General features: G+C 50.5%; 29 protein-coding genes and 4 tRNA genes. 10 read left to right on the forward strand and 23 right to left on the reverse strand.

The window, feature by feature from the left end; genetic code table 11:
- Positions 1–31: 31 nt before the first annotated feature.
- From groL to WD467_01880, 4 genes are all read right to left on the reverse strand, one after another.
- On the reverse strand, positions 32–1,696 hold the full coding sequence (gene groL, locus WD467_01865) for a chaperonin GroEL (protein MEX2452637.1): 1,665 nt from the start codon (positions 1,694–1,696) through the stop codon (positions 32–34).
- Positions 1,697–1,718: 22 nt separating this feature from the next.
- Positions 1,719–1,982, reverse strand: coding sequence for a co-chaperone GroES (locus tag WD467_01870; GenBank protein MEX2452638.1), 264 nt, complete (start codon positions 1,980–1,982; stop codon positions 1,719–1,721).
- Between the two features lie 240 nt (positions 1,983–2,222).
- Positions 2,223–2,684, reverse strand: coding sequence for a hypothetical protein (locus tag WD467_01875; protein ID MEX2452639.1), 462 nt, complete (start codon positions 2,682–2,684; stop codon positions 2,223–2,225).
- A gap of 68 nt (positions 2,685–2,752) precedes the next feature.
- Positions 2,753–4,111 (reverse strand): hypothetical protein, encoded by a 1,359-nt coding sequence (locus WD467_01880; GenBank protein MEX2452640.1) that lies wholly within the window; start codon positions 4,109–4,111, stop codon positions 2,753–2,755.
- A gap of 101 nt (positions 4,112–4,212) precedes the next feature.
- On the opposite strand from WD467_01880, the gene WD467_01885 reads away from it, so the two are divergent.
- The gene (locus WD467_01885) at positions 4,213–4,488 is read left to right on the forward strand and encodes a hypothetical protein (protein MEX2452641.1); all 276 of its coding nucleotides are present in this window, start codon (positions 4,213–4,215) and stop codon (positions 4,486–4,488) included.
- Between the two features lie 217 nt (positions 4,489–4,705).
- Positions 4,706–4,906: a hypothetical protein gene (locus WD467_01890; protein ID MEX2452642.1), complete on the forward strand. Its 201-nt coding sequence runs from the start codon at positions 4,706–4,708 to the stop codon at positions 4,904–4,906.
- Here the strand turns inward: WD467_01890 and WD467_01895 are convergent, their stop codons facing one another.
- Positions 4,907–6,031: a hypothetical protein gene (locus WD467_01895; GenBank protein ID MEX2452643.1), complete on the reverse strand. Its 1,125-nt coding sequence runs from the start codon at positions 6,029–6,031 to the stop codon at positions 4,907–4,909.
- Between the two features lie 150 nt (positions 6,032–6,181).
- Here WD467_01895 and WD467_01900 point away from each other — a divergent pair, with 150 nt between their 5' ends.
- Both WD467_01900 and WD467_01905 read left to right on the forward strand, forming a co-directional pair.
- Positions 6,182–6,355, forward strand: coding sequence for a hypothetical protein (locus WD467_01900; GenBank protein ID MEX2452644.1), 174 nt, complete (start codon positions 6,182–6,184; stop codon positions 6,353–6,355).
- A gap of 243 nt (positions 6,356–6,598) precedes the next feature.
- On the forward strand, positions 6,599–6,835 hold the full coding sequence (locus WD467_01905) for a hypothetical protein (GenBank protein MEX2452645.1): 237 nt from the start codon (positions 6,599–6,601) through the stop codon (positions 6,833–6,835).
- Here WD467_01905 and WD467_01910 read toward each other — a convergent pair.
- The 3 genes from WD467_01910 to WD467_01920 form a co-directional block, all read right to left on the reverse strand.
- A complete protein-coding gene (locus tag WD467_01910) occupies positions 6,804–8,006 on the reverse strand; it encodes a hypothetical protein (protein ID MEX2452646.1) in 1,203 nt (400 codons plus the stop codon). The two genes, WD467_01905 and WD467_01910, sit on opposite strands and share 32 nt — an antisense overlap.
- A 61-nt stretch (positions 8,007–8,067) precedes the next feature.
- Positions 8,068–9,333, reverse strand: a complete 1,266-nt coding sequence (locus WD467_01915) for a UDP-N-acetylmuramoyl-L-alanyl-D-glutamate--2,6-diaminopimelate ligase (protein MEX2452647.1) — start codon at positions 9,331–9,333, stop codon at positions 8,068–8,070.
- A gap of 32 nt (positions 9,334–9,365) precedes the next feature.
- Positions 9,366–10,112, reverse strand: a complete 747-nt coding sequence (locus tag WD467_01920) for a hypothetical protein (GenBank protein ID MEX2452648.1) — start codon at positions 10,110–10,112, stop codon at positions 9,366–9,368.
- A 149-nt stretch (positions 10,113–10,261) separates the two neighbouring features.
- Here WD467_01920 and tsaD point away from each other — a divergent pair, with 149 nt between their 5' ends.
- Positions 10,262–11,338, forward strand: coding sequence for a tRNA (adenosine(37)-N6)-threonylcarbamoyltransferase complex transferase subunit TsaD (gene tsaD / locus WD467_01925; protein ID MEX2452649.1), 1,077 nt, complete (start codon positions 10,262–10,264; stop codon positions 11,336–11,338).
- Positions 11,339–11,727: 389 nt separating this feature from the next.
- On the forward strand, positions 11,728–14,259 hold the full coding sequence (locus tag WD467_01930; protein MEX2452650.1) for a valine--tRNA ligase: 2,532 nt from the start codon (positions 11,728–11,730) through the stop codon (positions 14,257–14,259).
- Here WD467_01930 and WD467_01935 read toward each other — a convergent pair.
- Genes WD467_01935 through WD467_01945 form a run of 3 tightly spaced genes read right to left on the reverse strand, consistent with a single transcriptional unit; the run spans position 14,253 to position 16,056 of the window.
- Entirely contained in the window at positions 14,253–14,807 is a 555-nt protein-coding gene (locus WD467_01935; protein ID MEX2452651.1) for a hypothetical protein, read from the reverse strand. The two genes, WD467_01930 and WD467_01935, sit on opposite strands and share 7 nt — an antisense overlap.
- Positions 14,808–14,836: 29 nt before the next feature.
- Positions 14,837–15,673, reverse strand: coding sequence for an HAD-IA family hydrolase (locus tag WD467_01940; GenBank protein MEX2452652.1), 837 nt, complete (start codon positions 15,671–15,673; stop codon positions 14,837–14,839).
- Positions 15,673–16,056: an HIT family protein gene (locus WD467_01945; protein MEX2452653.1), complete on the reverse strand. Its 384-nt coding sequence runs from the start codon at positions 16,054–16,056 to the stop codon at positions 15,673–15,675. Before WD467_01945 ends, WD467_01940 begins: the two co-directional genes overlap by 1 nt.
- A gap of 107 nt (positions 16,057–16,163) precedes the next feature.
- Here WD467_01945 and WD467_01950 point away from each other — a divergent pair, with 107 nt between their 5' ends.
- A complete protein-coding gene (locus WD467_01950; GenBank protein MEX2452654.1) occupies positions 16,164–16,544 on the forward strand; it encodes a hypothetical protein in 381 nt (126 codons plus the stop codon).
- A 22-nt stretch (positions 16,545–16,566) separates the two neighbouring features.
- Here WD467_01950 and WD467_01955 read toward each other — a convergent pair.
- The 4 genes from WD467_01955 to WD467_01970 all read right to left on the reverse strand — a co-directional run bounded on the left by WD467_01955 (position 16,567) and on the right by WD467_01970 (position 18,323).
- Positions 16,567–16,654: transfer RNA gene (locus WD467_01955), tRNA-Ser, on the reverse strand.
- A gap of 59 nt (positions 16,655–16,713) precedes the next feature.
- Complete coding sequence (locus WD467_01960) at positions 16,714–17,109, reverse strand: nucleoside triphosphate pyrophosphohydrolase (GenBank protein ID MEX2452655.1); 396 nt, start codon at positions 17,107–17,109, stop codon at positions 16,714–16,716.
- A 226-nt stretch (positions 17,110–17,335) separates the two neighbouring features.
- A tRNA-Arg gene (locus WD467_01965) sits at positions 17,336–17,412 on the reverse strand.
- Between the two features lie 62 nt (positions 17,413–17,474).
- Complete coding sequence (locus WD467_01970) at positions 17,475–18,323, reverse strand: hypothetical protein (GenBank protein MEX2452656.1); 849 nt, start codon at positions 18,321–18,323, stop codon at positions 17,475–17,477.
- Positions 18,324–18,440: 117 nt separating this feature from the next.
- Here WD467_01970 and WD467_01975 point away from each other — a divergent pair.
- Both WD467_01975 and WD467_01980 read left to right on the forward strand, forming a co-directional pair.
- A tRNA-Ser gene (locus WD467_01975) sits at positions 18,441–18,530 on the forward strand.
- 77 nt (positions 18,531–18,607) lie between these two features.
- Positions 18,608–18,700: transfer RNA gene (locus WD467_01980), tRNA-Ser, on the forward strand.
- Between the two features lie 268 nt (positions 18,701–18,968).
- Here WD467_01980 and WD467_01985 read toward each other — a convergent pair.
- Positions 18,969–19,640, reverse strand: a complete 672-nt coding sequence (locus tag WD467_01985; GenBank protein MEX2452657.1) for a phosphoribosyltransferase family protein — start codon at positions 19,638–19,640, stop codon at positions 18,969–18,971.
- A gap of 89 nt (positions 19,641–19,729) precedes the next feature.
- On the opposite strand from WD467_01985, the gene WD467_01990 reads away from it, so the two are divergent.
- A complete protein-coding gene (locus WD467_01990; protein MEX2452658.1) occupies positions 19,730–20,206 on the forward strand; it encodes an Hsp20/alpha crystallin family protein in 477 nt (158 codons plus the stop codon).
- An 89-nt stretch (positions 20,207–20,295) separates the two neighbouring features.
- Here WD467_01990 and WD467_01995 read toward each other — a convergent pair whose 3' ends face one another.
- The 7 genes from WD467_01995 to WD467_02025 all read right to left on the reverse strand — a co-directional run bounded on the left by WD467_01995 (position 20,296) and on the right by WD467_02025 (position 23,358).
- A complete protein-coding gene (locus WD467_01995) occupies positions 20,296–20,643 on the reverse strand; it encodes a hypothetical protein (GenBank protein ID MEX2452659.1) in 348 nt (115 codons plus the stop codon).
- Positions 20,644–20,787: 144 nt separating this feature from the next.
- Positions 20,788–21,171, reverse strand: a complete 384-nt coding sequence (locus tag WD467_02000; GenBank protein MEX2452660.1) for a hypothetical protein — start codon at positions 21,169–21,171, stop codon at positions 20,788–20,790.
- A gap of 83 nt (positions 21,172–21,254) precedes the next feature.
- Positions 21,255–21,713 carry a hypothetical protein gene (locus WD467_02005; protein MEX2452661.1) on the reverse strand — a complete coding sequence of 153 codons (459 nt, stop codon included), beginning with the start codon at positions 21,711–21,713 and terminating at the stop codon, positions 21,255–21,257.
- An 11-nt stretch (positions 21,714–21,724) separates the two neighbouring features.
- Complete coding sequence (locus tag WD467_02010) at positions 21,725–22,087, reverse strand: hypothetical protein (GenBank protein MEX2452662.1); 363 nt, start codon at positions 22,085–22,087, stop codon at positions 21,725–21,727.
- Positions 22,084–22,497, reverse strand: coding sequence for a pilin (locus tag WD467_02015; GenBank protein ID MEX2452663.1), 414 nt, complete (start codon positions 22,495–22,497; stop codon positions 22,084–22,086). The genes WD467_02010 and WD467_02015 overlap by 4 nt, the downstream gene beginning before the upstream one ends.
- An 87-nt stretch (positions 22,498–22,584) precedes the next feature.
- The gene (locus WD467_02020) at positions 22,585–22,938 is read right to left on the reverse strand and encodes a pilin (protein ID MEX2452664.1); all 354 of its coding nucleotides are present in this window, start codon (positions 22,936–22,938) and stop codon (positions 22,585–22,587) included.
- Positions 22,939–23,358: a hypothetical protein gene (locus tag WD467_02025; protein MEX2452665.1), complete on the reverse strand. Its 420-nt coding sequence runs from the start codon at positions 23,356–23,358 to the stop codon at positions 22,939–22,941.
- Positions 23,359–23,444: the final 86 nt, after the last annotated feature.

The raw sequence follows: 23,444 nt of genomic DNA on the forward strand, positions 1-23,444 counted from the left end.
AAGGTGCTTTGAGGACAGGGGCGCCGAGCGCCTACATCATGCCCATGCCACCGGGCATACCGCCACCCATACCACCTGCTGCGCTACCTTCATCTTTTTCCGGAATATCAACGATCAGCGCGCCCATTGTCATGGCCGTACCGGCCACTGAAGCTGCGTTCTGCACTGCCTCACGAGTTACCTTAGCCGGATCGATGATACCGGCCTTAATTAGATCCTGAATCTTAGCCGGATCGTTCACATCAAACCCCTGACCCGGTTTAGCCTTCAGTACTTCCGGTAACTTCTCATCCGGGTTGACCCCAGCGTTAGCCATCAAGTGTCGGAAGGGTTGCTGCAGGGCGTTCTTGAGGATTAACCAACCAGCACCCTCAGAATCTGCTACCTTGTGATCGTCGAGATCGATTTTCTTTGCTAGATCTACAAATGTAACCGCACCACCAGCTACGATACCTTCAGCCACGGCTGCCTTAGTGGCCGCCACTGCATCATCGACACGAAACTTCTTCTCCTCGATCTCGGTCTCAGTCGCACCGCCGACACGGATGACAGCTACCTTACCGGTAAGAGCAGCTAATCGCTTCTCTAGATTTTCTTTCTCATACTCACTAGGTACGTTTTCAATCTGACCGCGAATCTGCTGCATGCGGGCCTCGACCTCACTCGGGTCGCCACCGCCCTCAATGATGGTGGTGTTGTCCTTGTCCGAAATGATCTTCCGAGCCGTTCCTAGCATATCTAGATCGGCCGTCTCGAAACTGTAACCACGCTCCTCGCTGATCACGGTAGCCCCAGTTAAGGCGGCGATGTCCTCTAGGATTGCCTTGCGACGATCACCGAATGCTGGCGCTTTAATAGCGAGAGCGTTGAAGACACCCTTTAGCTTGTTCAGCACCAAGGTAGCTAAAGCCTCACCTTCCAGCTCCTCAGCGATGATAACTAGATCTTTCTTACCGGCTTGAGCAGCTTTTTCCAGAATCGGCAGAATCTCCTGTACACTAGCGATCTTCTTATCAGTTATCAAAATAGCTGGCTTATCATATACCGCCTCCATCCGAGCCGGGTCGGTCACCATGTAGGGACTCACGAAACCACGATCGATAGTGAAGCCTTCCACGACCTCACTCTCAAGCTCTAGACCCTGGCTTTCTTCCACGGTTACGACACCGTCTTTACCGATTTGCTCAATCACATTGGCAATCATCTTACCAATCTCCTCTGAGCCAGCTGAAATAGTAGCTACCTCGGCGATACGTTCTTTCTTCTCGCCGATCTGCTCAGTCAAATTAGTGATCTCTCCTAAGACATGAGCCGTTGCCGCATCGAGACCTTTGCGTAAATCCATTGGATTGTGCCCAGCTGCGATTAAACGGTTAGCCTCACTGAGAATGTGGTAAGTCAGCACCGTTACTGAAGTAGTACCGTCTCCGGCCACATCGTTCATCTTAGTAGCAGCCTGCTTGACTAGCTCGGCACCGACACTCTGACCGAGTGTTTCATCATCTTCGCTCGGCAGCTCGACTCCCTTAGCTACAGTCACCCCGTCGTGAGTGATGGTCGGACTACCATAGCCCTTCTCGATCATCACATTACGACCCTTCGGCCCCATCGTTACCTTAACTGCATTATATAAAGCCTCGGCTCCTTCGAGAATGCGCTTTCGGGCCTCATCGTCATAAAAAATTTTCTTTGCCATTACTATCTCCTTATTGCTTTAGCTACTTTACGATTCCCAGTACATCCTCTTCCTTGAGGATCATGTATTCATTGGACTCTACCTTAATCTCGGTCGTACCGAATTTCGGGTAGATGATGGTATCGCCTTTTTTCACCTCACTGACGTCTTTACCAACGGCCACGACTTTAGCTAGTTGTGGCTTTTCCTTGGCATCTTGCGGTAGATAGAACCCCGACTCGGTCTTATCACTAGCTTGAATCGGCTCAGCAACGATGCGGTCGGCTAACGGCTGAATCTTACTCATCTCTCCTCCTTTACCCTGCGCTTGTTGCAGGGTTTACCTTGGTAGCGCACAATATCACTCTCGAACACATCAACGAGTGCTAATTAGACACTACCAAGTATTATTAATAAATTAACCTAATGTAAATTATTTAGCACTCTTATATTTAGAGTGCTAGTACATCTTAATAGTAGCGAATCGCCGAGAAGGGTGTCAAGTAGCAAAGGTAGATAAATCGCTTACTCGGCAAAGGCGATCGCGCTATTGTGAGGCTAGCCCAGCCGCTTCATTAAGTTTCTGCGAACAGTACATAATCTTTATAACCTCATCCTGGGGTTCGACTGGAATCTCACTATTAAGATCGGGAGTAAAGAGTTTTACCGTTACTCGGCCAGTATCGCACATCTCTAGAACTAACCTACCGTCTTGCCGTGAACTAGCATAATCCATATACACATAGACCGACTCTACCCCGTCTTCATACTGGCGCTCCTCAACTTCCGCTACTCCTTTGACCAACGGTATCTCAGCCCGTTTACCTGCATAGGGCTGATAGCTTTTATTCTCATCGTCTAGGCGTACTGCGTCGGCGTTATGCTGCTGAAATGGAAAGGTCTCCTCTACTCTTATCAGGCTATCTTTTATGAAACCGGTAGTAGGCATATAGTCTTTGGCAGCAAAGTTAGGGTTACCATTGGGAGTTGATGCGCCTTCAAATGACATACTATTTATTCCTGTTTAAGTAAGATTGACTTATTTCATACTTTAGCATAAGTTTGATTAAAAATCAACTAGCTGTCCTGACCAATAAGAGAGGTGAGACGGCCAACTAGCTCGTCTACCTGATCTTGATCACGAGCCTCTATATTGAGACGGAGAAGCGGCTCCGTATTACTGGCTCGGACATTAAACCACTTATCTTTGTAGTTCACGCTCAGCCCGTCCAGTTCATCCTGCTCTCCATCATTAAAAGCCGTCTTAATACGCGCGATAACGGTTTCCTTATCAGCCACTTCGAAGTTAATCTCTCCCGACTGAACATAGGAAGTACGAAAACGATTAGCCAACTCACTTAAGCTACCTCCCGCTTCGCTTAAGACGCTCATAGCCACTAAAGCGGCAATGAGCCCAGAGTCGGCCGACCAGTTATCCCGGAAATAGTAGTGCGCCGAGTGTTCACCGCCGAATGGCGCATCATACTCCCGCATGGCTGCCTTGATATAGGAATGGCCTACCTTGGTCCGGACCGGTATACCCCCATTCTCGCGGATAGTTTGATCCACTACCCGAGAGCAGATGGCGTTATACAGAATTGTGCTGCCCGGATGCTCATCTAAAAAATGCTCGGCCAGAATAGCCGCCGTTACACTACCAGATACAGTCTGACCTGTCTCATCTATAAGCACTACCCGGTCTCCATCACCATCAAAAGCGAGGCCTAGATCTAGACCGTTCTCGACTACTGTCCGCTTCAACACTTCCAGCGTCTCTTCTTTGAGCGGATTGGCCTCGTGATTTGGAAACGTCCCATCCAACTCAAAATAAAGCGGTGTGATCTCTAACGGCGTCTTACCAATAAGGTGCGGAATGACGGCCCCGGCCATGCCGTTACCGGCATCGACGGCGACTCGGAACGGCTTGAGCTCGCCTGTAAAGCTAAGGGCATGCTCGACCCATGCTTTCATAATGTTAGCCTCAGCTATCGTACCTGGCGAGCACTGGGGAAATTCGCCTAATTCTACCGCCCGCTTTATATCAAGCAGACCCGTATCGACCCCCACCGGGCGAGCCTCTTCGCGACAGATCTTCATACCGTTGTATTTGCCCGGGTTATGACTGGCTGTTACAACTACCCCACCAGCCGCTCGCAGGTGCCCTACCGCGAAATAGAGCATGTCACTTGCTACCAGCCCCACGCTGATCACATCTCTACCCTGTGTCTTTATGCCGGTAATAACCGCTTGAGCTAAAGCTTTCGAATCACTCCGCATATCGTGTCCGACTATCAGCGGTTGCGAGTTAGTTTCGGGGGATTTATCAGTTAAAAACTCGGCAAAAGCGCGACCGATCCGAGTGGCGACCGCTTCATTCAACTCATCGGGGACTAGACCCCGGATATCATAAGCTTTAAATATCGCATCCAGACTCATCGATAGCTCCTGCTTACTACATGATTGACAATACCACAATTGCTACGATTAAATACTCTGGTTGGGGAAAGTCTCCAGCACCTTACCATTGGGGTAAACAGATGCAACGCCCGACAGACTCGCAATACGAGCTACACAGCACGCACAAGCTCCCGAACGGTCGGTGCAAAGTCCTTTTCCGCCACTCCGGCGGAGGGCTCAATAGCGCCACCCTCAGGGGGCTAGCCTCGCAAGCTGACGGCAGCACCATAGCTCGAGTCGATATCGGCCCCAACCAGGGTCGGTTCGTTAAGATCTTCCTCCACGACGGAAAGAAGATCATCGACTTCGCGCCAGCCGTACCGGCTCCAGAGCCGGAGCTCGTCAAGGCCCGATAGGGCTGATACTGCGATCCTGTGACACACGTGATCACGGGATCAACTGCGAGACTGGGGTGACTTCCCTGCGCTGACGTCGGTGTAAACCGAAATTAGCGCGCCCCACGGCCCGAGCGGATTCCTTGTTGCGGACGCGCTGCGTCCACGAACCCAACAGGATCCGCTCGGGCCATCTCTCTTTCATTAGAACGCTAATTATGTTATAAATACATTCCTTATGAATCCTAATAGACTCCCTGCCGACTCCACCAACGAATCCGCGCTCCAAACAGCGCGAATTGAAGGTGTACTTGAACAAACCCTCCCACCCCAGGAGGGAGACCAATCGATAGAGAATAGAGAAGCAATGCTGCGCCAAGATATTCAGAGACTTTCTCAAGTTGCAGTTAAACAGGTTACGAGCAGAACAGAAGAGTAGCTACAAGCTAGAGATACTAGAGGCAGCTAGCTCCTTTACCTCTCCTGCTACCTGGCGGCGCTCACTTTTTCCCTCGCGCAGGATATTACTTCCCTCTATCTCGTACGCCACCCGCGTGGCAACAAGTTCATGCTCAATGCTGCGCCGTAAATTATTGGAATTGGCACTTACTACCAGAACTCTCTCATCATACTGTCCGGATACCTCAGAATCTTTATAAGCCTTGAGTTGTATCGGTACGCTAACATCGTCACGACTCGCCACCGCATCAAATGCCTGATTTTTAAGCCCGTGCCGCTTGAATCCGTCATGAGGACGGTCCTGACGCGGAAAGCTTGAAGATATATCTATATCGTCACCTTGATGAGCCTCCCAGAGCAGACGGCGAACTGCAATCTGGTAGTACTCTTCCCACATGAAGCCAGTAGACACACCCTCCGTTATAACAGCCTGAATCCGTCGGATCTGATTAAGCTGAGAGTGCACAAATGCCTGCTGATATTTTTTAGCACTCATCTCTGGTTGGTGTGTTAATAAGTAGAATTCTATATCACTTAAGTACTGATGAGCCTCTTCCTTGTAGTGGGCTGACCAAGAAACGTCACTATTAACGATGCTGCTATACACGTCGTGCGCGGATCGAAGCAATATATCTCTGACTTGAGGGTTACGGTGCTGCAGTCCCATTTCATGTATACAGCAGCCAGCAAGTAGCTTGCCTTCTGATGGTGGTCGTTCTAGTGCCTTCTCTTTTACGAACGACAGGAATTCGGTGGGGTTGTCAGGATCCTGCTTTAAGTCCTCATCACCTAGAAAGATCAATACTAATCGAGCTAGTTCACCACCGGCCTCTTCCATAGCGTTAAAGCTACCATATGACAGATATAGTTCACGAGCAGCGCCAGTTCGACTAGCGAACGGGCGCGGTGTTTCATGAACAGTGAGAACGCTATGTCTAAGCGCCTGTAGGCGATCCTGATTTACTTCACATTCCTCTCTAGCTTCCGGGTATTCAGCGGCCATTTCTGCCCAATGATTTAGATACGGTGGTAGGGCAGGGTCGATCTCAAGCCTGGTGCTATCCTCGAGTACCCTAGATTGAGATGTTTCGTACATATTTGTCATGTTTGTTTTTATCGTATACTAACTTTATATACATTAGCATATTATTGCTAAATAATCAACTACTTGGTCTGCTTGCAGGAGACTACCCCTCGTGCTTAAATAGCCGTATCACGGTGGAAATCGTGTGAACTTAGAGAAGGAGAGCGCTGCATGGACAAGGTAAACCCGTACGCTCGTAGAGCCGGTATCCATGCCCTACGACACGGCGACGCCGGGCAAAACGGCAGCCATGGCAAAGGTGATGATGCCGGCGGGTCCAAGCCCGCCCAACACATCACCCATAACCAACCGATGGCCAATCGGCCGCAGCCATACGGCAAGTAATGGCTTCTACGTGTCGCCCCGAACGAGCTGGCCGCATGAATGTGGCACAACAGACGTTCGTTCGGGGCAGAGCTATTAGCGATGGGCTGGACTTACCTTCAGGCTGTACACTTACCCCGCCACTCTCCTTCTCGTTTCTTTTCTTTCTTTGTATTAAGCCAGATCTAAATTTAATACCGACTAACCACCTTTGTCCTTGTCGGTGTTTCAGCGTATTGTAGTGGCAATACGAGGTTTACCACGGTGAGCATAGAGCGATTTCGACAAAAGCAACTCAGCAGCAAAGAGGCATCTGAAGCACTCGATGAAACGGATGATAACCAGAGTGAAGCTGAGCACCTAGACATCTTCCAAGAGGCTATCATGCAGGCACTGCCGGCCAGCGTTACAGTACATTTCTTAGCGGACGGAACACGCGTATTTGAGATCGAAACCAACCCCCCAGGAACTATGCTGCCAGTCGATCATGAAACGGATTGAGCGCTGCCTCTAAGGTCCGTTGTTCGGAAAGCTGTAAGGGTTGGTTGGCGTAGTCCTTACCCATCGCCCGAGCTGCCCCCCCAAGCACCTCCGATAAACCAACCCCATCTTCAAAACTAAAAACTATCTTCTCGATGTCGGGCAGACACTCTGTAGTTCCGCCACCTACTTTTAACTGAATTGGGCGCGACCTAGGACTTCCACCCTCCCCTCTTTCCGTCACTATGATGTTGAAACCGTGCTTTGGTACTTGGTGCGTATTGCGCGTGCCGCCCCGATTTGATTTCTTGGTTACATGGAACCACGGCTCCTCCTCACGCGGTAGAGCGGTACGGATAAAGGAGTCCCTATGTAGGCTAGCCTGATCGATAAAGCGCCGGTAAGCCAGCACCGAGAACCACTCCAGACATAATCTGCGGGCATGAGTAGCGGTACCGTCTAGCTTTTTACGTAACTCATCCCGCTCTTGACCCTTAGCCCGCATAAGCCCCTGTCGTATCCGCTCCTCATGTTGATTCAGTTGATTTAAATAAAGTAGAAAATCGTTGATGTAGGCTATCTGTAGATCTTTATGCATCGACCGTAACTGTTCCAGTCTGTATGTGCCCGCTTTTGTGGCATCGAACACTCGCAAAAACTGAATGTCGTAGCTATAGCGCAGAGCGTGCTGCGCGTTAACACCGATTAGATCATCCTTCTCCTGATCTAGAACTCCCTGATACTGAGCTAAAGCCCGGCTCAACATCGAGGCCCGGAAACTACCGTCACTAACGAGCGCCGACTCTTCGAATAGACACCCGCTCAGCAGCTGGTCATGTGTCGCATACTCCCCACGTTCAGTGCTGGCTTCAGCTCTACGCTGCAGGATCAGTCCGGCCTCGGCTAGAATCTCGTTAGCTCCAACTAGCTGATTCAAACTACCTAAACGGTAGTAAAAGTTCTTTGCTTCAGTTGAAGAATCTCTACCTGCCTGATCCCAAGTATCACCAACGACACCCTCCATACGCTTACTACACTTGTCAGTGGAGCGAGCGATATCCTCGATATCTTTATTACTTTTTATCATCTTAGGATGGCCACTGATGAAATCTGACCAATAGTCTCGATATGATGAAGCGGCCTCAGAGGCCGCTTCATCATATCCTTCGCTCAACTTTTCGCTAGATTGCATTTAGCTTTCTCCGCCAGTTTGCTTTTCATTAGCATAATCCAACTACGGGAACGGAGCAAATTTAAGCCATAGTCTCCAATAACTCTCGCGCCACGGCTCGATCATCCCACTCTATGCGCTGAGCGTTACCGATTCGGCGATACTTCTGATGCCCGAGACAAAGCAGTGCTACCGTATCATCTGCTCCTGCCAGTGCAAAAGCCCGCGCTATCCCATCTCTGCGATCAGCTATCTCTTCCACTTGAGCGGTAGCTGCCGTTCTGGCAGCCTCTACTATCTCTTCTCTGATCACTCTCGGATCACTATCCATTGGCTCATCATCAGTTACAATTACTACATCACTCAACCGCCCTGCCGCTTCTCCGAGGCCACGATAATCATGAGTCGGAGCACCCCCGAAGACGGTAATGATCCGGCCCTTAGTTACCGGCCGTAAGTTGCCCAGGACATTCTCAAACGCATCAGGTGTATGGGCGTAATCGACGATAACGGTGAAGTCTTGACCGGTATGAATGGCCTCCATGCGACCCGGGACCCCGCTGAGCAGCTTTAACCCCGCCTGCACGTCCTCCCAATCAATCTCTAGCCCAAAGGCGACTGTAGCGGCTGCAAGAGCGTTATAGACGTTAAACTTACCAGGTAACTGCAGGTCGAGCTCCATCATCCGCTCCCCATAACGAATCTTGATATGCGAGGTATCGGAATGCAGTTTAGCTTTTTCTAGTCGGACGTCAGCCTCCTTCGCGGTGCCATAAGTATAAGCCGCATGGAAAGCGCTCTTACGAAAATAGTCGTACCATTCGTCGTCTCGGTTTAATACCGTGGCTACTCGAGCCTGACAGAGCAGTTTAGCTTTAGTAGCAGCATACTCCTCGACCGTACCGTGATAGTCCAGGTGGTCGGGGCTGAGATTAGTCAGTACCGCCGTATGAATCGGTACTCCCCAGGTACGGTACTGGCTTAAAGCGTGCGAGGTGACTTCGAGCACTACCCAATCGACCTGCGCCTCCCGCATTCGGCGCAGGAGCTTCTGTAGTGCGAAAGGATTAGTGGTGGTCATATTCAATTCGTTATCCCATGCCTCCTCACCGATACGAAAGTTAGCCGTCGTACTCACCCCTACCTTATACCCGGCAGCCCCTAATATACTGGCCAGATAGTTGGCGCTGGTTGTCTTACCATTCGTACCAGTTATGCCGATAACTTTTAGGCCCCGAGCCGGAAAACCATAGATTAAATTTGCCAGCAGCGCTCGCGAGAAATGATACGGGCGTAAGATCGGTTTAACGAGTGAGCTGGGTAGGAGACTTTTTATGAGTTTTTTCATCTTCTTAAGTATGCCATCTCCGTCCCAGCTACTCAATTCGCGCGAGCTGGCTCCATTAACCTCAGGGTAGGATTATCACCATCTGGTCGAAACAAGTCACGACCAACCTGCGCACCAATTCGCACTATCATCCTGGGTATCTGCTCTCCTTCTGCGACTAACTCATCCGGTGCATCTGCTGCCGGCACAAATGGCTCAGCATCTAGCACGTAGATGTAGCCAGCGGTAAATATCTCCTCTGGATGCTCCACGATGTAGTCAAATACTGCCTTACTATCAACTCCGATGTATGGTGCCGCCGGCTTATCACTTACTTGGCTCACGCCGAAAGACGTCACAAAGCTGTCGAAACCGCGTTGGCGCAGAGCTTTCCGGTTCATCAAGGCGTACGGGATAACCGCCACCGAATTATCTGTAGCGTAAACCCCATACCTCTGCCCGGACTCTCGCCGTACATCGTGACCTTGATAAGGAGTCAGGGTACGGTGAAGCTGCTCTGACCCAGGGTTAGAACCGTGCAATAGATATCCCTTCCCTACCAGCTCGGTGAGCGACTCTCGCACCTCAGCATAAGATAAGGCTGTCCAGTCGTACACTTCAGGAACACTGGTACGCTCGGGAGTATCGGCAACTAAGCTTGGACCGGTATCTTCCCTGGAGCCACTCGGTAGATCATCCATAAGTTCTATACTAATCTCAGCTAAGGAATGGGCTACCCGCTCACTACCGCGGCCCGATCGAGCTTCCTCTACTGGAGTGTGCAGCGACTGCTCGCGCATGGTTACTTCCCTTCTTTTGAATGTTTTTATTTTTTTCTATGTAGCTTTCTTATGTAACTATCTGCATATCATAGCATGAATTGGCCCAATTTACAAGGGTAGGGTTACGACATGGCGTTGTGAATAAAGACTTTGATACTATAGATAGCATGAATATCCTCGGGGTTGAGACTAGTTGTGACGAAACGGCGGCGGCCGTCGTGACCGACGGCACTACTCTACTTTCGCACGTAGTCGTCAGTCAGATCGATATCCACCGCGAGTTTGGAGGAGTGGTCCCAGAGATAGCCTCCCGAAGCCATATAGAAGTTATTCTACCCGTCATTAGTAAGGCTTTAGACGATGCCCGCCTAGACTGGGAGGAGATCGATGGAATCGCCGTGACTTTCGGCCCCGGTCTATCTGGTAGCCTCCTCATCGGCTCCCTGACCGCTCGCACCCTAGCCCTGCTCAAGCATAAACCTCTCTATCCCATCCATCACGTGGAAGCTCACACCTATGCTAACTTCATCATTAGAGTGAAAGATGAGGCCGCTACCGGTTTAAGGGTCGATGATCTTCCATCACGTGAACCTAGCTTTCCCCTCCTGTCCTTAACCGTCTCCGGGGGGCATTCTCAACTCGTACTATTTCAGGCTCACGGTGATTACCGCTTACTGGGGCAGACTCAGGATGATGCCGTAGGAGAGGCTTTCGATAAAGTGGCTAAGGTGCTGGGGCTAGAGTACCCGGGTGGACCCGCGATCGCACAAGCCGCTAAAGCGGGTGATCCCAAGGCTTACAAATTTCCTATCAGTAAACTAGATAATCCATATGATTTTAGTTTTTCCGGATTAAAGACAGCTGTACTGCGCCACCTACAAAATCTAATCGGCGAAGACTTCAACTATCCCTCCCACCAGATAGCGATGCGGCTCAGTCCCCAGCAAATAAACGATACGGCAGCCAGTTTCCAGCTGGTAGCAGTCCAAACTCTGGTAGATAAGACAGTGATGGCCCAACGAGAATATACTCCGAGAACAGTAGTTATAGCTGGCGGGGTAGCTGCCAATCAAGAGCTACGCCATCAGCTTAGAGAGAAGCTACCGGTCGAGATCGAGTATGCCCCCAGTAGTCTATGCACTGATAACGCCGCTATGATTGCTGCGCTTGGTTACTACAAATCGCGGCAGACTGAGTCGGTCGACCCTTATAACCTGGAAATTGCTCCTAGCTTGAGCATGTAAGCGTTTCACGTGAAACTATGCGTTCTGCTACTGAGCTGTTGCTTAGTCTAACGTTCATGGTAAAATCTAACCAGACAAACAAAAACGTCCGTTGCTTAGGGAGCTTTAAAAATATGGAGGTTTGAGTCGCGAGAGTACTACTTAAGTACCTTACGCCAGACCGTTTCACGTGAAACACCCTCGCTTTAGCGAGGGTGTTTCTTTTACGAGCTCATTATAAACCTAGCTTGTCCTAGCTATAGGCTATGCCGTAGCCTACTGGCACTAAGGTACGGGTGAGGGGAGTGAGTATTTATCTACAGATATTTAACCCTTATATATCACGTGACTTCTACTAAAGTATCCGCTCTAGTAGAAAAATACCAATTATCTCCTATACTTATATCCATATGGCCCTAGAGAAGAACTACGAACCACAGCAGCATGAAGCCGACATCTACCACCGTTGGGAGGAGTCCGGGGCCTTTCAGCCTCAGGGATCGGGAGAGCCTTACACCATCATCATGCCGCCGCCCAATGCCAACGGTTCACTCCATGCTGGGCACGCCAGTGGTTATACACTCGAGGACGTACTAATTCGCTATCACCGCATGCAGGGCCGCCGTACTCTGTGGCTGCCCGGTACCGATCATGCCGGCATCGAGACGCAGTTCGTCTATGAGCGTGAACTAGCTAAGGCGGGCAAGGATCGTTTCGACCTCGGGCCAGAGAAGTTCTACGCCGCCGTCATGGAATTTACTCAAGCCTCCCAAGGCAACATGCTAGCTCAGATGCGGGCGATGGGCTGGAGCGCTGACTGGAGTAAGCTGAAGTTCACACTCGACGAGGATATCATCGGTACCGTCTACGATACTTTTATCCAAATGCACCGAGACGGACTGGTCTATCGGGGTAATCGTATCGTTAACTGGTGTCCGCGGTGCAGCGCCGCTTTCGCCGATATCGAGCTAGACCACGTCGACCAAGAGGGCAAACTCTACACCTTGGACTACGGCTCGATTCAGATCGCTACCACCCGTCCCGAAACCATCTTTGCCGATACTGCGGTGGCGGTCCACCCAGAGGATGAGCGCTACCGAGACCTAGTAGGGCAGACCGCTACCGTACCCCTAGTAGAGCGACCGGTAGCCATTATCGCCGATAAGTACGTCGACCCTGGTGCCGGTACTGGTGCGTTAAAGGTGACGCCCGGCCATGACCCAAACGATTATGAGATCGGCGTGCGCCACCAACTAGCTGAGATCAGCGTGATCGATCCGGAGGGTAAACTGATCAATGTACCGGAAGAGTTTGCCGGGTTAGATGTGGGGGAGGGTAGGTTCGCCGTAGTAGCTGCTCTGGAGAAAGCCGGCAAACTACTCAAACAACAATCCATCCAGCATGCAGTCGCCATTCACGACCGTTGTGGAACCACTATTGAGCCCTTGATCTCGGAGCAGTGGTTCTTACGTGTCGGCGAGCTGAACCGCACGACCATCAAAGCCATCGAAACCGACGCGATCACCATCGTACCGCAGCGTTTTAAGAAAATCGCTCTCAATTGGCTGGAGCAGGAACACGACTGGTGTATCTCCCGACAGATATGGTGGGGAATACGCATTCCGGTCTTTTATAAGACCTCCAATGATCCGGATAAAGAGCCCTATCTGGTAGCTAAGACCGAAGCTGAGGCTACGGCCTACTACGGTAGTAACAACTATCGGGCCGAAACCGACACCTTCGATACCTGGTTCTCTTCCGGTCAGTGGCCTTACGCTACCTTAATGGCTCACGACCTAGAGAATGAGTTCTACCCCACTACAGTCATGGCGACTGCTCGCGAGATTCTCCATAAATGGGTCACCCGAATGATAATGTTTGGCCTCTATCGTACCGGTGAAGTACCGTTTAAGAGTGTCTACCTCTGGGGATTAGTGACCGACGAAGCGGGGCAGAAGATGAGTAAGAGTAAAGGGAACGTACTCGACCCGCTCGAACTCAGTCAGCGTTACGGCACCGATGCGCTCCGCATGACCATGGTGGTGAAGAATACCCCCGGTAACGACAGTCCCTTAAGCGAAAAGCAGGTCGAGGCTTACCGCAACTTCTGCAACAAACTCTGGAACGTTTCGCGCTACACCTTGACCCAGCTAGGTAATACAGCAGCTAAGCCCCCGGTAGCTGTGACACTGGCAGACCGCTGGATATACAGTCGCTTGCAGGCGGTTACGGCTGAAATCGACCGATTAGTCGCAGCTTATCGCCTCGATGAGGCAGCTCAAGCCATTTATCACCTACTCTGGAGTGACTTTGCCGACTGGTACCTCGAAGCGCATAAGCTAGAACAAAACCACGCCATGTTGTCATACGGTCTCGAGACTATCCTTAAACTGGCTCACCCTATAGTTCCATTCATCACCGAGGCTATCTGGGGCGAACTACCGGGCTCGCGTGACCCCTTGATCACTACCTCTTGGCCCCACCCTGAGCGCATCGATCAGAAGTCTATAAGTGAGTTTAATCAGCTACAGTCGCTCATCTCACAAATTCGCACAGTCATCGCTGAAACCGGAGAAACTGCTCCTAACCTCTACTATCGAGAGGCCGACCTACTGGACGATAACGCCGCCCTAGTGAGCAAACTGGCCGGGCTAGAAAGCTGCACCCGCGTAACCGATGGGCGAGGACTGCCGATACCGGGCACTCCCATCGCCTGCTGGCTCGATGTAGATGAGCACACTATCGCTCGTTATCGCCAAAAACTAGAAGCTAGCCTAAAAGAGACGCAAGCGCAGGTTGCTGGCTTTGAGTCAAAGCTAGATAATAAGGCCTACAGGCGCAATGCACCCAAAGAGATAGTCAAGGAGACGCGAGTACGGCTAAAGGCTGCTCAGATGCGCTTACAAACACTCTCAGAGCAACTTAAAGATCTGGATCAATAGCCCCAAGCATCCACTACGCGTGCTATCACCAACGACTCAGCATGTTTTCGAACGTGATCCGGAGTGTCTCGATACAACATCCGGGTGCGATACTTGTACACGCAAAGCTCACGAGCTAGCTCTAACGTCACTCCTAGAAGCATCTCAATCTCAGCTTGACGATCATCTGGCACCTCTGGCGGCTCATGCAAACCATAGAGTAACCAGCGACCACCGGGCTGTTCTAGGTAGTAGATAATATCGGCAATCTCCAGTGCCTTATCGGCTGTAAGCCCTGGTTCATCCCGGTCTTTCGCCAACCGACGCTGCTCGATAAGCTCCCACATCTCTCCCGGCTTATCGACAGCGGTAGAGAATAACTTAGCGTAGACTTCACCCTGAGAACACGGCTTAATCCGCCCCCTATGAGCATCCATCTCTGGATGCAGAGTGTCATGGATATAGGCCACTACGCTTTCAGCCTGCGCTAATTCAAATCGTATCGACTCATAAAGCGCATCGGTAGCCGACATTTCAGCTGTGATTATTGTCTTGCCTTGCTCACCCATTACTACAACTATACCATCGCTAAGTCGAATTAAGCGGTAAAGTGTCGGGCTACGATACGTTTGATACTGGCCTGCGGGTCATACTCGTCGAACCATTCGGCTTGCCAGCCAAAGCTCTGGGCGGCCGCAACGTTTACCTTTGAATCATCGATAAATAGGATATCGCCCGGCTGCGCCCTAGCTGCTTGCGTAGCTATATCATAGATGGCCGAATCCGGCTTGGTTACCCCCAGATCGCACGACTGTACTACCGCCTTATACTTCAAACTGGGTACTAGTTTGCGCTCTATGTACTCGCTGTAGGCTCCTTTACCGATATTGGTCAGTAGTCCGATCGGATAACTACGACTCATGGCTGCGATAAAAGTATGGGTCGGCAAGATTGGCCGCATATCATCAACCCAGGACTGCAGCGCCGCCTCACGACCAGCTCCGCTTGGATCAAGCTTCAACTTCAGCATGCAAAGCAGCTGAAATTCCTCGAAGTCCATCTCGCCACGACAGGTAGGACCCAGATACTCATAAAATAGCTTCAACACTTGGTCGTATGGTCGATTGATCCGTTCGGCGTAAGCCTGGACACTGGGTAGCCAGTGCACTAATACACCGCCCACATCAAAGTAGACGAACTTGATGCTGTCGCTTAGGGCGATCTTCAGTTTAGGTAATGTCAGTAAATCGGCCGCCGTACAGTGCAATGCATCGGCTAAATTGTGTACAGCCGTAACGGAAGGGGAGGGAATCTGTCCTTGCTCCAATTTAGTCAAAGTGGAATAGGCAACTCCTGAGCGGCGAGCCAACTCAGTCTGGGTAAAGCCGGCCGATTTACGTTCTTTCTTGAGTGCTTTTGGATCGAGCTGCGACACTAGCTTGTTAACACCTGATGCGTAGAGATTAACTCCGCTTCTGTTACCTTCTCGGTATGCTGAAGCTGGATCTTACCCGGACCCTCCATCGGGATCAGATGTACATGAGCGTGCGGCACATCAAAACCATAGACCACTAGACCTACCCGCTTGGGATTAAGCTTCTCTTTCAGGAGCCGGGCCATCTTATGCACTGTCGTCATCACGGCCTGATACATGTCTGGCTCTAAATCCTGCAGTTCATCAACTTCTAGCTTGGGCACAACCAGTAAGTGCCCCTCGCTGACCGGTCGAATATCAAGGAAGGCAAGCGTCATCTCATCTTCATAGACAATGTGTGCCGGAATCTCCCGCTGAATAATCTTGGTGAATATACTCGACATGGCTTCTATTATAGCAAGATATGGCTAGTTATCACCTACCGGTTCGCTCTCCTGATAGGATTTAAGCTTGGTGAGATCGCTTAGTTTAGTATAAAGTAGCTAACCTAATGGAAACTAACGACTCACACTTGGAAATCGACCCCCGACAAGACGCCCTGGAAGAAGTAGCATTTATAGTCTGGCAGTTTGCTGCGGCCTGGCAGCAAGTGTCGTTTCATGACGATATGAAGCCAGTCAGACAGCCTAGTCATGATGAGCGCCTCAAAGCAGCTGAGTTGATGTATGACTTTGACTTAACCGCTGATGAGGTAGATGCGCAGGCCCGAAGCTTTTATCAGGAAACCGTCGAGATACTCTATCCGACAGATGGCTTAGACCCTATTCAGAGAGAACTAACACTGGACCAGCGCGATCGCCAGTATCTCAATGCACTATGGTCTATAAATGGAGCGATACGTACACGTATACTCCAGGAGCGAGAAGCATAAATTAAAGAGTCGAGCACCACAGCGGAGGGAGTGGGATTCGAACCCACGATTCCGGGTTACGGAATACTGCTTTTCGAGAGCAGCGCCTTCAGCCGCTCGGCCATCCCTCCGCTCTAATGCTTACAACCTACAGTTTAAAAGCAAACGAACTTAAAGTCGAAACCTTAAACTACTTAATCTCTGGGTACTTATCCGGCTTTGTCTCGAAATACTCTATCCAGGGACTGTCGTTCGGCACCGACACCTGCTCGATCCAGATTGACTGCACAAAGCCGCCTTTCTTCCTTAGCTTTGCTTCATGGAGCTCGACAAACTTAGCCCTATCATCGCTCCTCAGCCCTTCAACTAGCGCATCGATAACCAGCTGGACGTCGGCCAGCTCCTCCAAGAAATCGTCTTGATCGCTAGCTGCCGAGATTTCCTGCGACTCCTCATTAAGCTTTTCCGTCAGTTTAGCCTGTCGTTCAGCTCCCTCTAGCACTCGATACTTAACCTCGCAGCCCTCATCCTGCATCGCATCTAGTATCTTATCTCTGATTACTTTCCCGAAGTAAAATGTTCTCATAGCAGCTCCTTGCAGGCATTATACATATTTTCACTTCGTAAAAGATCAGGTTCGAATCCGCTATCAAAGATAGCCATAGAATTAAAAATACCCTCTAACGAGGGCAGTGATTGGCTGTTTGCCCAGACAAAACGATACTGTTTTGTCTGGAGAAGGAAGACAAACCGAAAGCTGAAAGTAAAACAGCTTCCGCTGTTTGTACGGAAGCTATAGGTTTAGTCTGACGTGGTGTCCTCGGCAGGATTCGAACCTGCGGCCTTTGGCTCCGCAAGCCAACGCTCTATCCAGCTGAGCTACGAGGACACATACCCTTCATTATGCCATCTTTAATCAGTTTCTCAATCACTTTAAGCCTAAAATAGGCCCTACAGCTTGAGGCGTCTACTCAAACGGTCCACAGTATCCGGCTTGCGCTCCTCAAACGGAAGTCGATTCATCAGTATATCTAGTACTTGCTCTTCGGTCTTTGGTTCTAAGTTAACACTTAAGCTAGGCGAAAAACGCTTGGTTGGTATTAACTCTACAACTTGAGCGGTATCGCCCATCATACTGAAAGCCCGCAAGTCACTGAAAGAATAGTGTCTCTCACCAAGGGTAATGCCATCCTCGTATAGCGCATATGACTCAAGGTGTCCATGGCGGCGATTCGACACGATCAGTGCCACTACACCTAAGATTACGGCAACCGCGCTAAGTACTGAGCTGAAGTTAAACCCTCCCACTACAAACAAAGCTACCGTAACCAGAAGTCCTACGCCTCCGTAAACTAGCACCTGGCGCGAGCTACTACTGCCGCTGACCGGCTCGGCAGCCTGCCAAGAAAGCAAGGGGGCGTCGTCTGTCTGATCTACAGCCGGTGCAGTAGGATAATCTGCCGGATCGGTCGCCACCTCTTCCGGTAGTGGTTGAGGGGGTGTACCTGATGGCGATAAGGGCCGGTCTGAAACAGAGGGTACAGATGGTGTAGGAGTAAGGGGCTCGGCCACAGCGGCCGGTTCTGGAGCTACCGGTGGCTGCTGCTGCATCGCCATTTCTATCTGGGCGATCTCATCCGGCGTCTTGGGCGCGACTGGCTGAGACCCCGGAGCGGCCTCTTCTTTCACTACTGGCTCAGGTACTGGCGGCGGAGTCACTAAATCGGCCGGGCGATTTGCCGGTAGATCAGTATTGCTAGATTGAGGAGTAAATATTTGTCCGGGTCGCTGGTCTTTCATAACTTGGATTATAGCAAACGCTTATGTTTTTAGCCCGCTCACTAATTAGCTTTGACTACTACTGCGACTCTAGTTTGCTTAAAATCATTGCTGTACAATTAACTCTGACTGAGGTGAGGAGAGGTGGCCGAGCGGTTGAAGGCACTGGTCTTGAAAACCAGCAGGCCCTCACGGGTCTCGTGGGTTCGAATCCCACCCTCTCCGCCAGTCGATAAGTGTTACACTTTAAAATACGGCCGAGCTGCAGCTATGCTCAATCGGAGAAGTACAGCTATCAAGCACGTGGAGAGGTACCCAAGAGGCTGAAGGGGCTGGTTTGCTAAACCGGTAGGGGGGAGCAATCCCCCGCGAGGGTTCGAATCCCTCCCTCTCCGCCAAAGAAAAATCCTTGCATGAATGCAGGGGTTTTTCTTTGGTATAGGGAAGCAAATGAATAGTTTCAGTTGCGAGGGATTCGAGCAGGCGGAGCGATGTCTAAGTTTACCCTGCCAACGGCAGGGTAAGGCGAAGACCGCGAGCCATGCCGACGAGAAAATTCCGTCAGGAGTTTTACTCGTGGGGCGATAACCCTCCCTCTCCGCCAGGAGAGTGTATCCGAGCTGTAAGCTCGGGTATAGTCTCCTGGACTGGGACTCGAACCTAAATCTAATGTTTCGCTACCACCACCGCATCCACTCGTTTCGCGCCGCCCGCCCGCAAAAGTCGGGCGCATTCGTTTAGAGTGGCTCCAGTCGTCACCACGTCATCAACTAGCAGTACGCGTAGGCCTTTGACTCGGTCTGTACTCCGCAGCTTAATGCTGCCCCTCACTTGGATTAAGCGCTGCTTGCGATCGGCACCGACCTGACGCAATCTACCCGCCTTATATCCCGTCTCGATGCAGGGTAGATCCATTAGACGGGCTAATGCCCTAGCCAACTCTGCCGCCTGATTATAGCCCCGACGGCGAAAGCTGCGTGCAGTAGTTGGAGCCCAGGTAATCACATCGTAGCTCTGCTCCAGACTCACTAATTTAGTCGCTAGCAGTCGCGCCAAGGGAGTAGTCGCGTCTATACCGTTCTCGTACTTAAGGTAGCGAATCAGTTCCTTCACTAGACCGTCGTACTGGCTGGCCACCACCACCCGATAGAGCTGACTCTGCTTGCGGCAGCGGCTACAGGTACGAAAGCTCGGGCTGAGACGGTTACAGTTATAGCAGGTCTCTGCTCGGGGATTATCGAGATAGGGAAGGCAGTCGCGACATACCAGCTCACCGGTCGCACCGCAGCGACGGCAGGTGTGAGGCGCTATCAGTTTGAGGATTTGCTTGAAAAACATAGGATTTGCTTGCGTAAGTACACCTTATGTAGCTATAATAGGCGAAAATAGAAAACAAATGGAGTAACTAATACGCAAACGGAGGTGCTATGGCTGCACGTGATAACGACCTAGATGATTTATTTGCCGAAGAACTCGAAGGTGATTTTTTAAATGATACCCCGGCTCAGACTAGCCCGGTAGCTGCTAACGACAGCGATAACAGTACGGAATCTGATGACTGGTTAGCCGAATCAGAAGTACCAGGTCAACTAGCGGTAGATGTCTACCAGACCAAGGAAAGCATCGTAGTGGTAGCTCCAGTCCCTGGCGTCAGTAAGGCCGACCTCGACCTTAGTATCGTCGAAAGCACCTTAACGGTCCGCGGCGCTCGCCGTGAGAGCGAGAAGATCCGTACTAGCGACTACTTCGTTCAGGAATGCTATTGGGGAGAGTTCTCTCGCTCTATAATTCTACCGGTCCAGGTCAAGGAAGAAGAGGCTGAAGCCGAGCTCAAAGACGGTATGCTGACAGTCACTATTCCTAAAGCTGAACAAGACCGCATCAAGAAGATCAGCATTAGCTAAACTGCCCGGCGGTAGTCCGCACCCAAGAATAACCCCGCCATGATGGCGGGGTTATTCTCTTGCATCAACCTCTATGCACTCCGCTAGATCTAAGTGGCGTTACCCTGGCTCAGCTGATCGATCACAAAGTCGACGGCAGCCCAGGATAGGAAGGCGACGATGATACCGATGATGGCGTAGAGAATAGTATTCTTAGCTCCTTCAACGGCACTGGAATCACCTCCGGATACTACGTAGCGGAAACCACCGATGATTAGCATGATGACGGCGATGGCACCGAGTAGAGAAAGAAGGGTGTTAGCGATCGACTCAAACACCCCACCCGAACCGAATAAGCTATCGGCTACACCGCTGGGTTTAGTCGCATTAACCCCCCGCTCCAGGCTAGACTGAGCCACAGTATTAATAGCGCTTTGCAATATGCTGAGTTTATCCATAGTCTATGAGCCGAACTGTACGCCCGGCCGCTCCCTAGTTAATGATTAGCGAATTAACTATATTATACAATAAATTGTGCTTCATACAAAGAGTAACCGACCCTGGGTCGGGTCGGTTACTGACTAGCCTGGTAGACCAGATTCTTACTGAAGCTGATCGATCACAAAGTCGACGGCAGCCCAGGATAGGAAGGCGACGATGATACCGATGATGGCGTAGAGAATAGTATTCTTAGCTCCTTCAACGGCACTGGAATCACCTCCGGATACTACGTAGCGGAAACCACCGATGATTAGCATGATGACGGCGATGGCACCGAGTAGAAGGAGTAGGATGTTAGCGACTGTCTGGAAGACTCCACCGGCCTCAAACAAGGAACTAGCTGTTCCTTCAGGCTTAACATCATTCAACTTATCGCCACCCAACTGGGCAAAGGCACTAGATGGTGTTAGTACGGCGGTAAAGAATATTGCCGCTTCTAGCAGCTTACGCTGAACGCCTTTCGAGATAGTTTGTAATTTTTTCACTTAAATTCTCCTCTTATTAGATATTCTGTTTCGATGACTTATGCTGAAATTATAGCATAATTGCAGACATTCAAAAATCTTAACTATCGGGGTCTAGAAGTTCCACCTGCACCACTATTCTCACTCTGCGACTGAGTCGTTGTTCCGCTATTAGCTAGCTGATCGATCACAAAGTCGACGGCAGCCCAAGATAGGAAGGCGACGATAATGCCAACGATAGCGTAGAGAATGGTGTTGCGTGCGCCCTGGACGGCATTCGAATCACCCCCAGAGACGACGAAGCGAAAGGCCCCAATTACTAGCATGATAACCGCTACCGCCCCCAGCACGAGAAGGAGTACATCGATAACCGTCTTCACCGTATCGATCAGCTCTGGGCTATCGCCACCCATACTACACTCACTACCAGTCCAGCTACCACCGGCACCGATACAGGCCGACTCCTGCGCCGTCTGGGCATAAACCACATTCACGGTGCCTACGGTGCCGAACGCGAGCACACCCGCTACTACGATTAACATGCTAGATAGTATTTTTCTCATCCTGTCCCTTATCATACTGCACCCAGGGCAAACTGCACAATTATCTTAGCGGCAGCGGCCACCACTACCCCGACCAGAGAATAGATGATAGCCTCTCGGGCTCGCTTAGTCCGGTCCGGGCTACCCCCAGAGGTAGTGTAGATAAATCCGGCGACAATGATTACTACCACCGCTCCGATACCCATCACCCACAGTAGTAAGTCAGTAATCGTATCGATGATACCAAGCACGGCATTTTGGTCAGCACTCTCACACTCCGCCCGATTGGGGTTATGCTGACAGACTATCTCCTGAGCTGACTGAGCTAACGCCGGAGCTGCTCCGCTCAACATCATAACGAGAATTAGTCCGGTACTTATAATTGTCTGTTTCATAGGTTATTTATCACAAAGTTTACGATAGTATAGGCCAGCACGCTAACCAATAGGCCGACTACGGCATAGAGGATAGTATTACGCGCGCTCTTCACTCCGTCCGGGCTACCGGCGGTAAAGACGAATTTGATCCCACCGATGATAATGAAGACGGTAGCCAGCGCGCCAGTAATGACGAATACGATGTTAAGCACGCGGTTAAGAGCATTCTGATCCGCCTCAACATCCGGTATGCCTAGATCGTCTGCACTGCCCAGCGTACCAATATTAGCTGCTCCCGTACTGTCGACTCCGTTCTTATCTTCACAGAAGTCCACGCTATATCCCGGATATGGAGCTGGCTGTGGCACAGTCGTTCCATCATTACACTGCAGATCATCAGCATACACGACCGAAACACTCAGGTGCATCGTGAATGTAAGGATAACACTAGAGATCAATAGGAATCCGAAGACTCTAAGATCATGCGACGAGTAAATACCTTTTATAAAGTGCATTTAGAATAGCCCCGCAACGAAGCCCACTAACGTACTGGCTAGAATCGCTATTACTAATCCTATCAGGGCATTAAGTAGTATCTTCTTTGCACTCTCGACAGCCGACGAGCTACCGCCGGAGGTGATGTAGCGGATACCGCCGAAAATAATGAAGATTACAGCTAGTAGCCCAGCCAAGCGAATCGTTATATCCATGACGTTAGCTACTACTACCCAAAGATTATTAATATCCTGAAAGACTACCTGGCCTCCGTCACACTCTAGGCCGCGATACCAGTTAGGAAAGCCAAGGAAGTTGCTTGTACTCGGACACACTGCAGCAAACGTGTTTAGCAAAGGCTCAAAGTAGCTCATCTATAGTATCCCTCCCGGAATTACGAAGTTAAGGATAGCCGCCATAAAAATAAACAGCAGCAGAGCCTCAAAAGCTTCCGTTATCCGCTTTTTAGCGTGCGCCATACCTTCTGGGTTACCGGAAGAAGTGATGTACTGCACCCCACCAACCGTGATCATGAGGGCAATTACCAGGCCTACTCCACCGGCTAAGAAACGAATGATCCAGCCCAAGTAGACAATAATCGGGTTAGTAGCTGCGTCGTCACCTCTAGGAACACAATTCTCCCCGTCCAGACCTACACTGACATGTATCTCGTCATTTGCACAATGGTCGGCTATAACTGGAGCTACAGATAGTACCCCGATAAGGAGTATTACCCCAGCCAAAGAGGCGATACATAGTAATTTAAATTTGGCTCCGTTATTTATTTTTCTCATAGATTTAAGCAAATTATATAAGGTACTAAGTATTTCTACAACCATACAGCTGTTGCATGTTCTTTTCGCCTATTGACATTTATAAG

The organism is Candidatus Saccharimonadales bacterium (assembly GCA_040903985.1).
In the GTDB taxonomy this organism is placed as follows: Bacteria; Patescibacteriota; Saccharimonadia; order QS-5-54-17; family QS-5-54-17; genus JBBDUI01.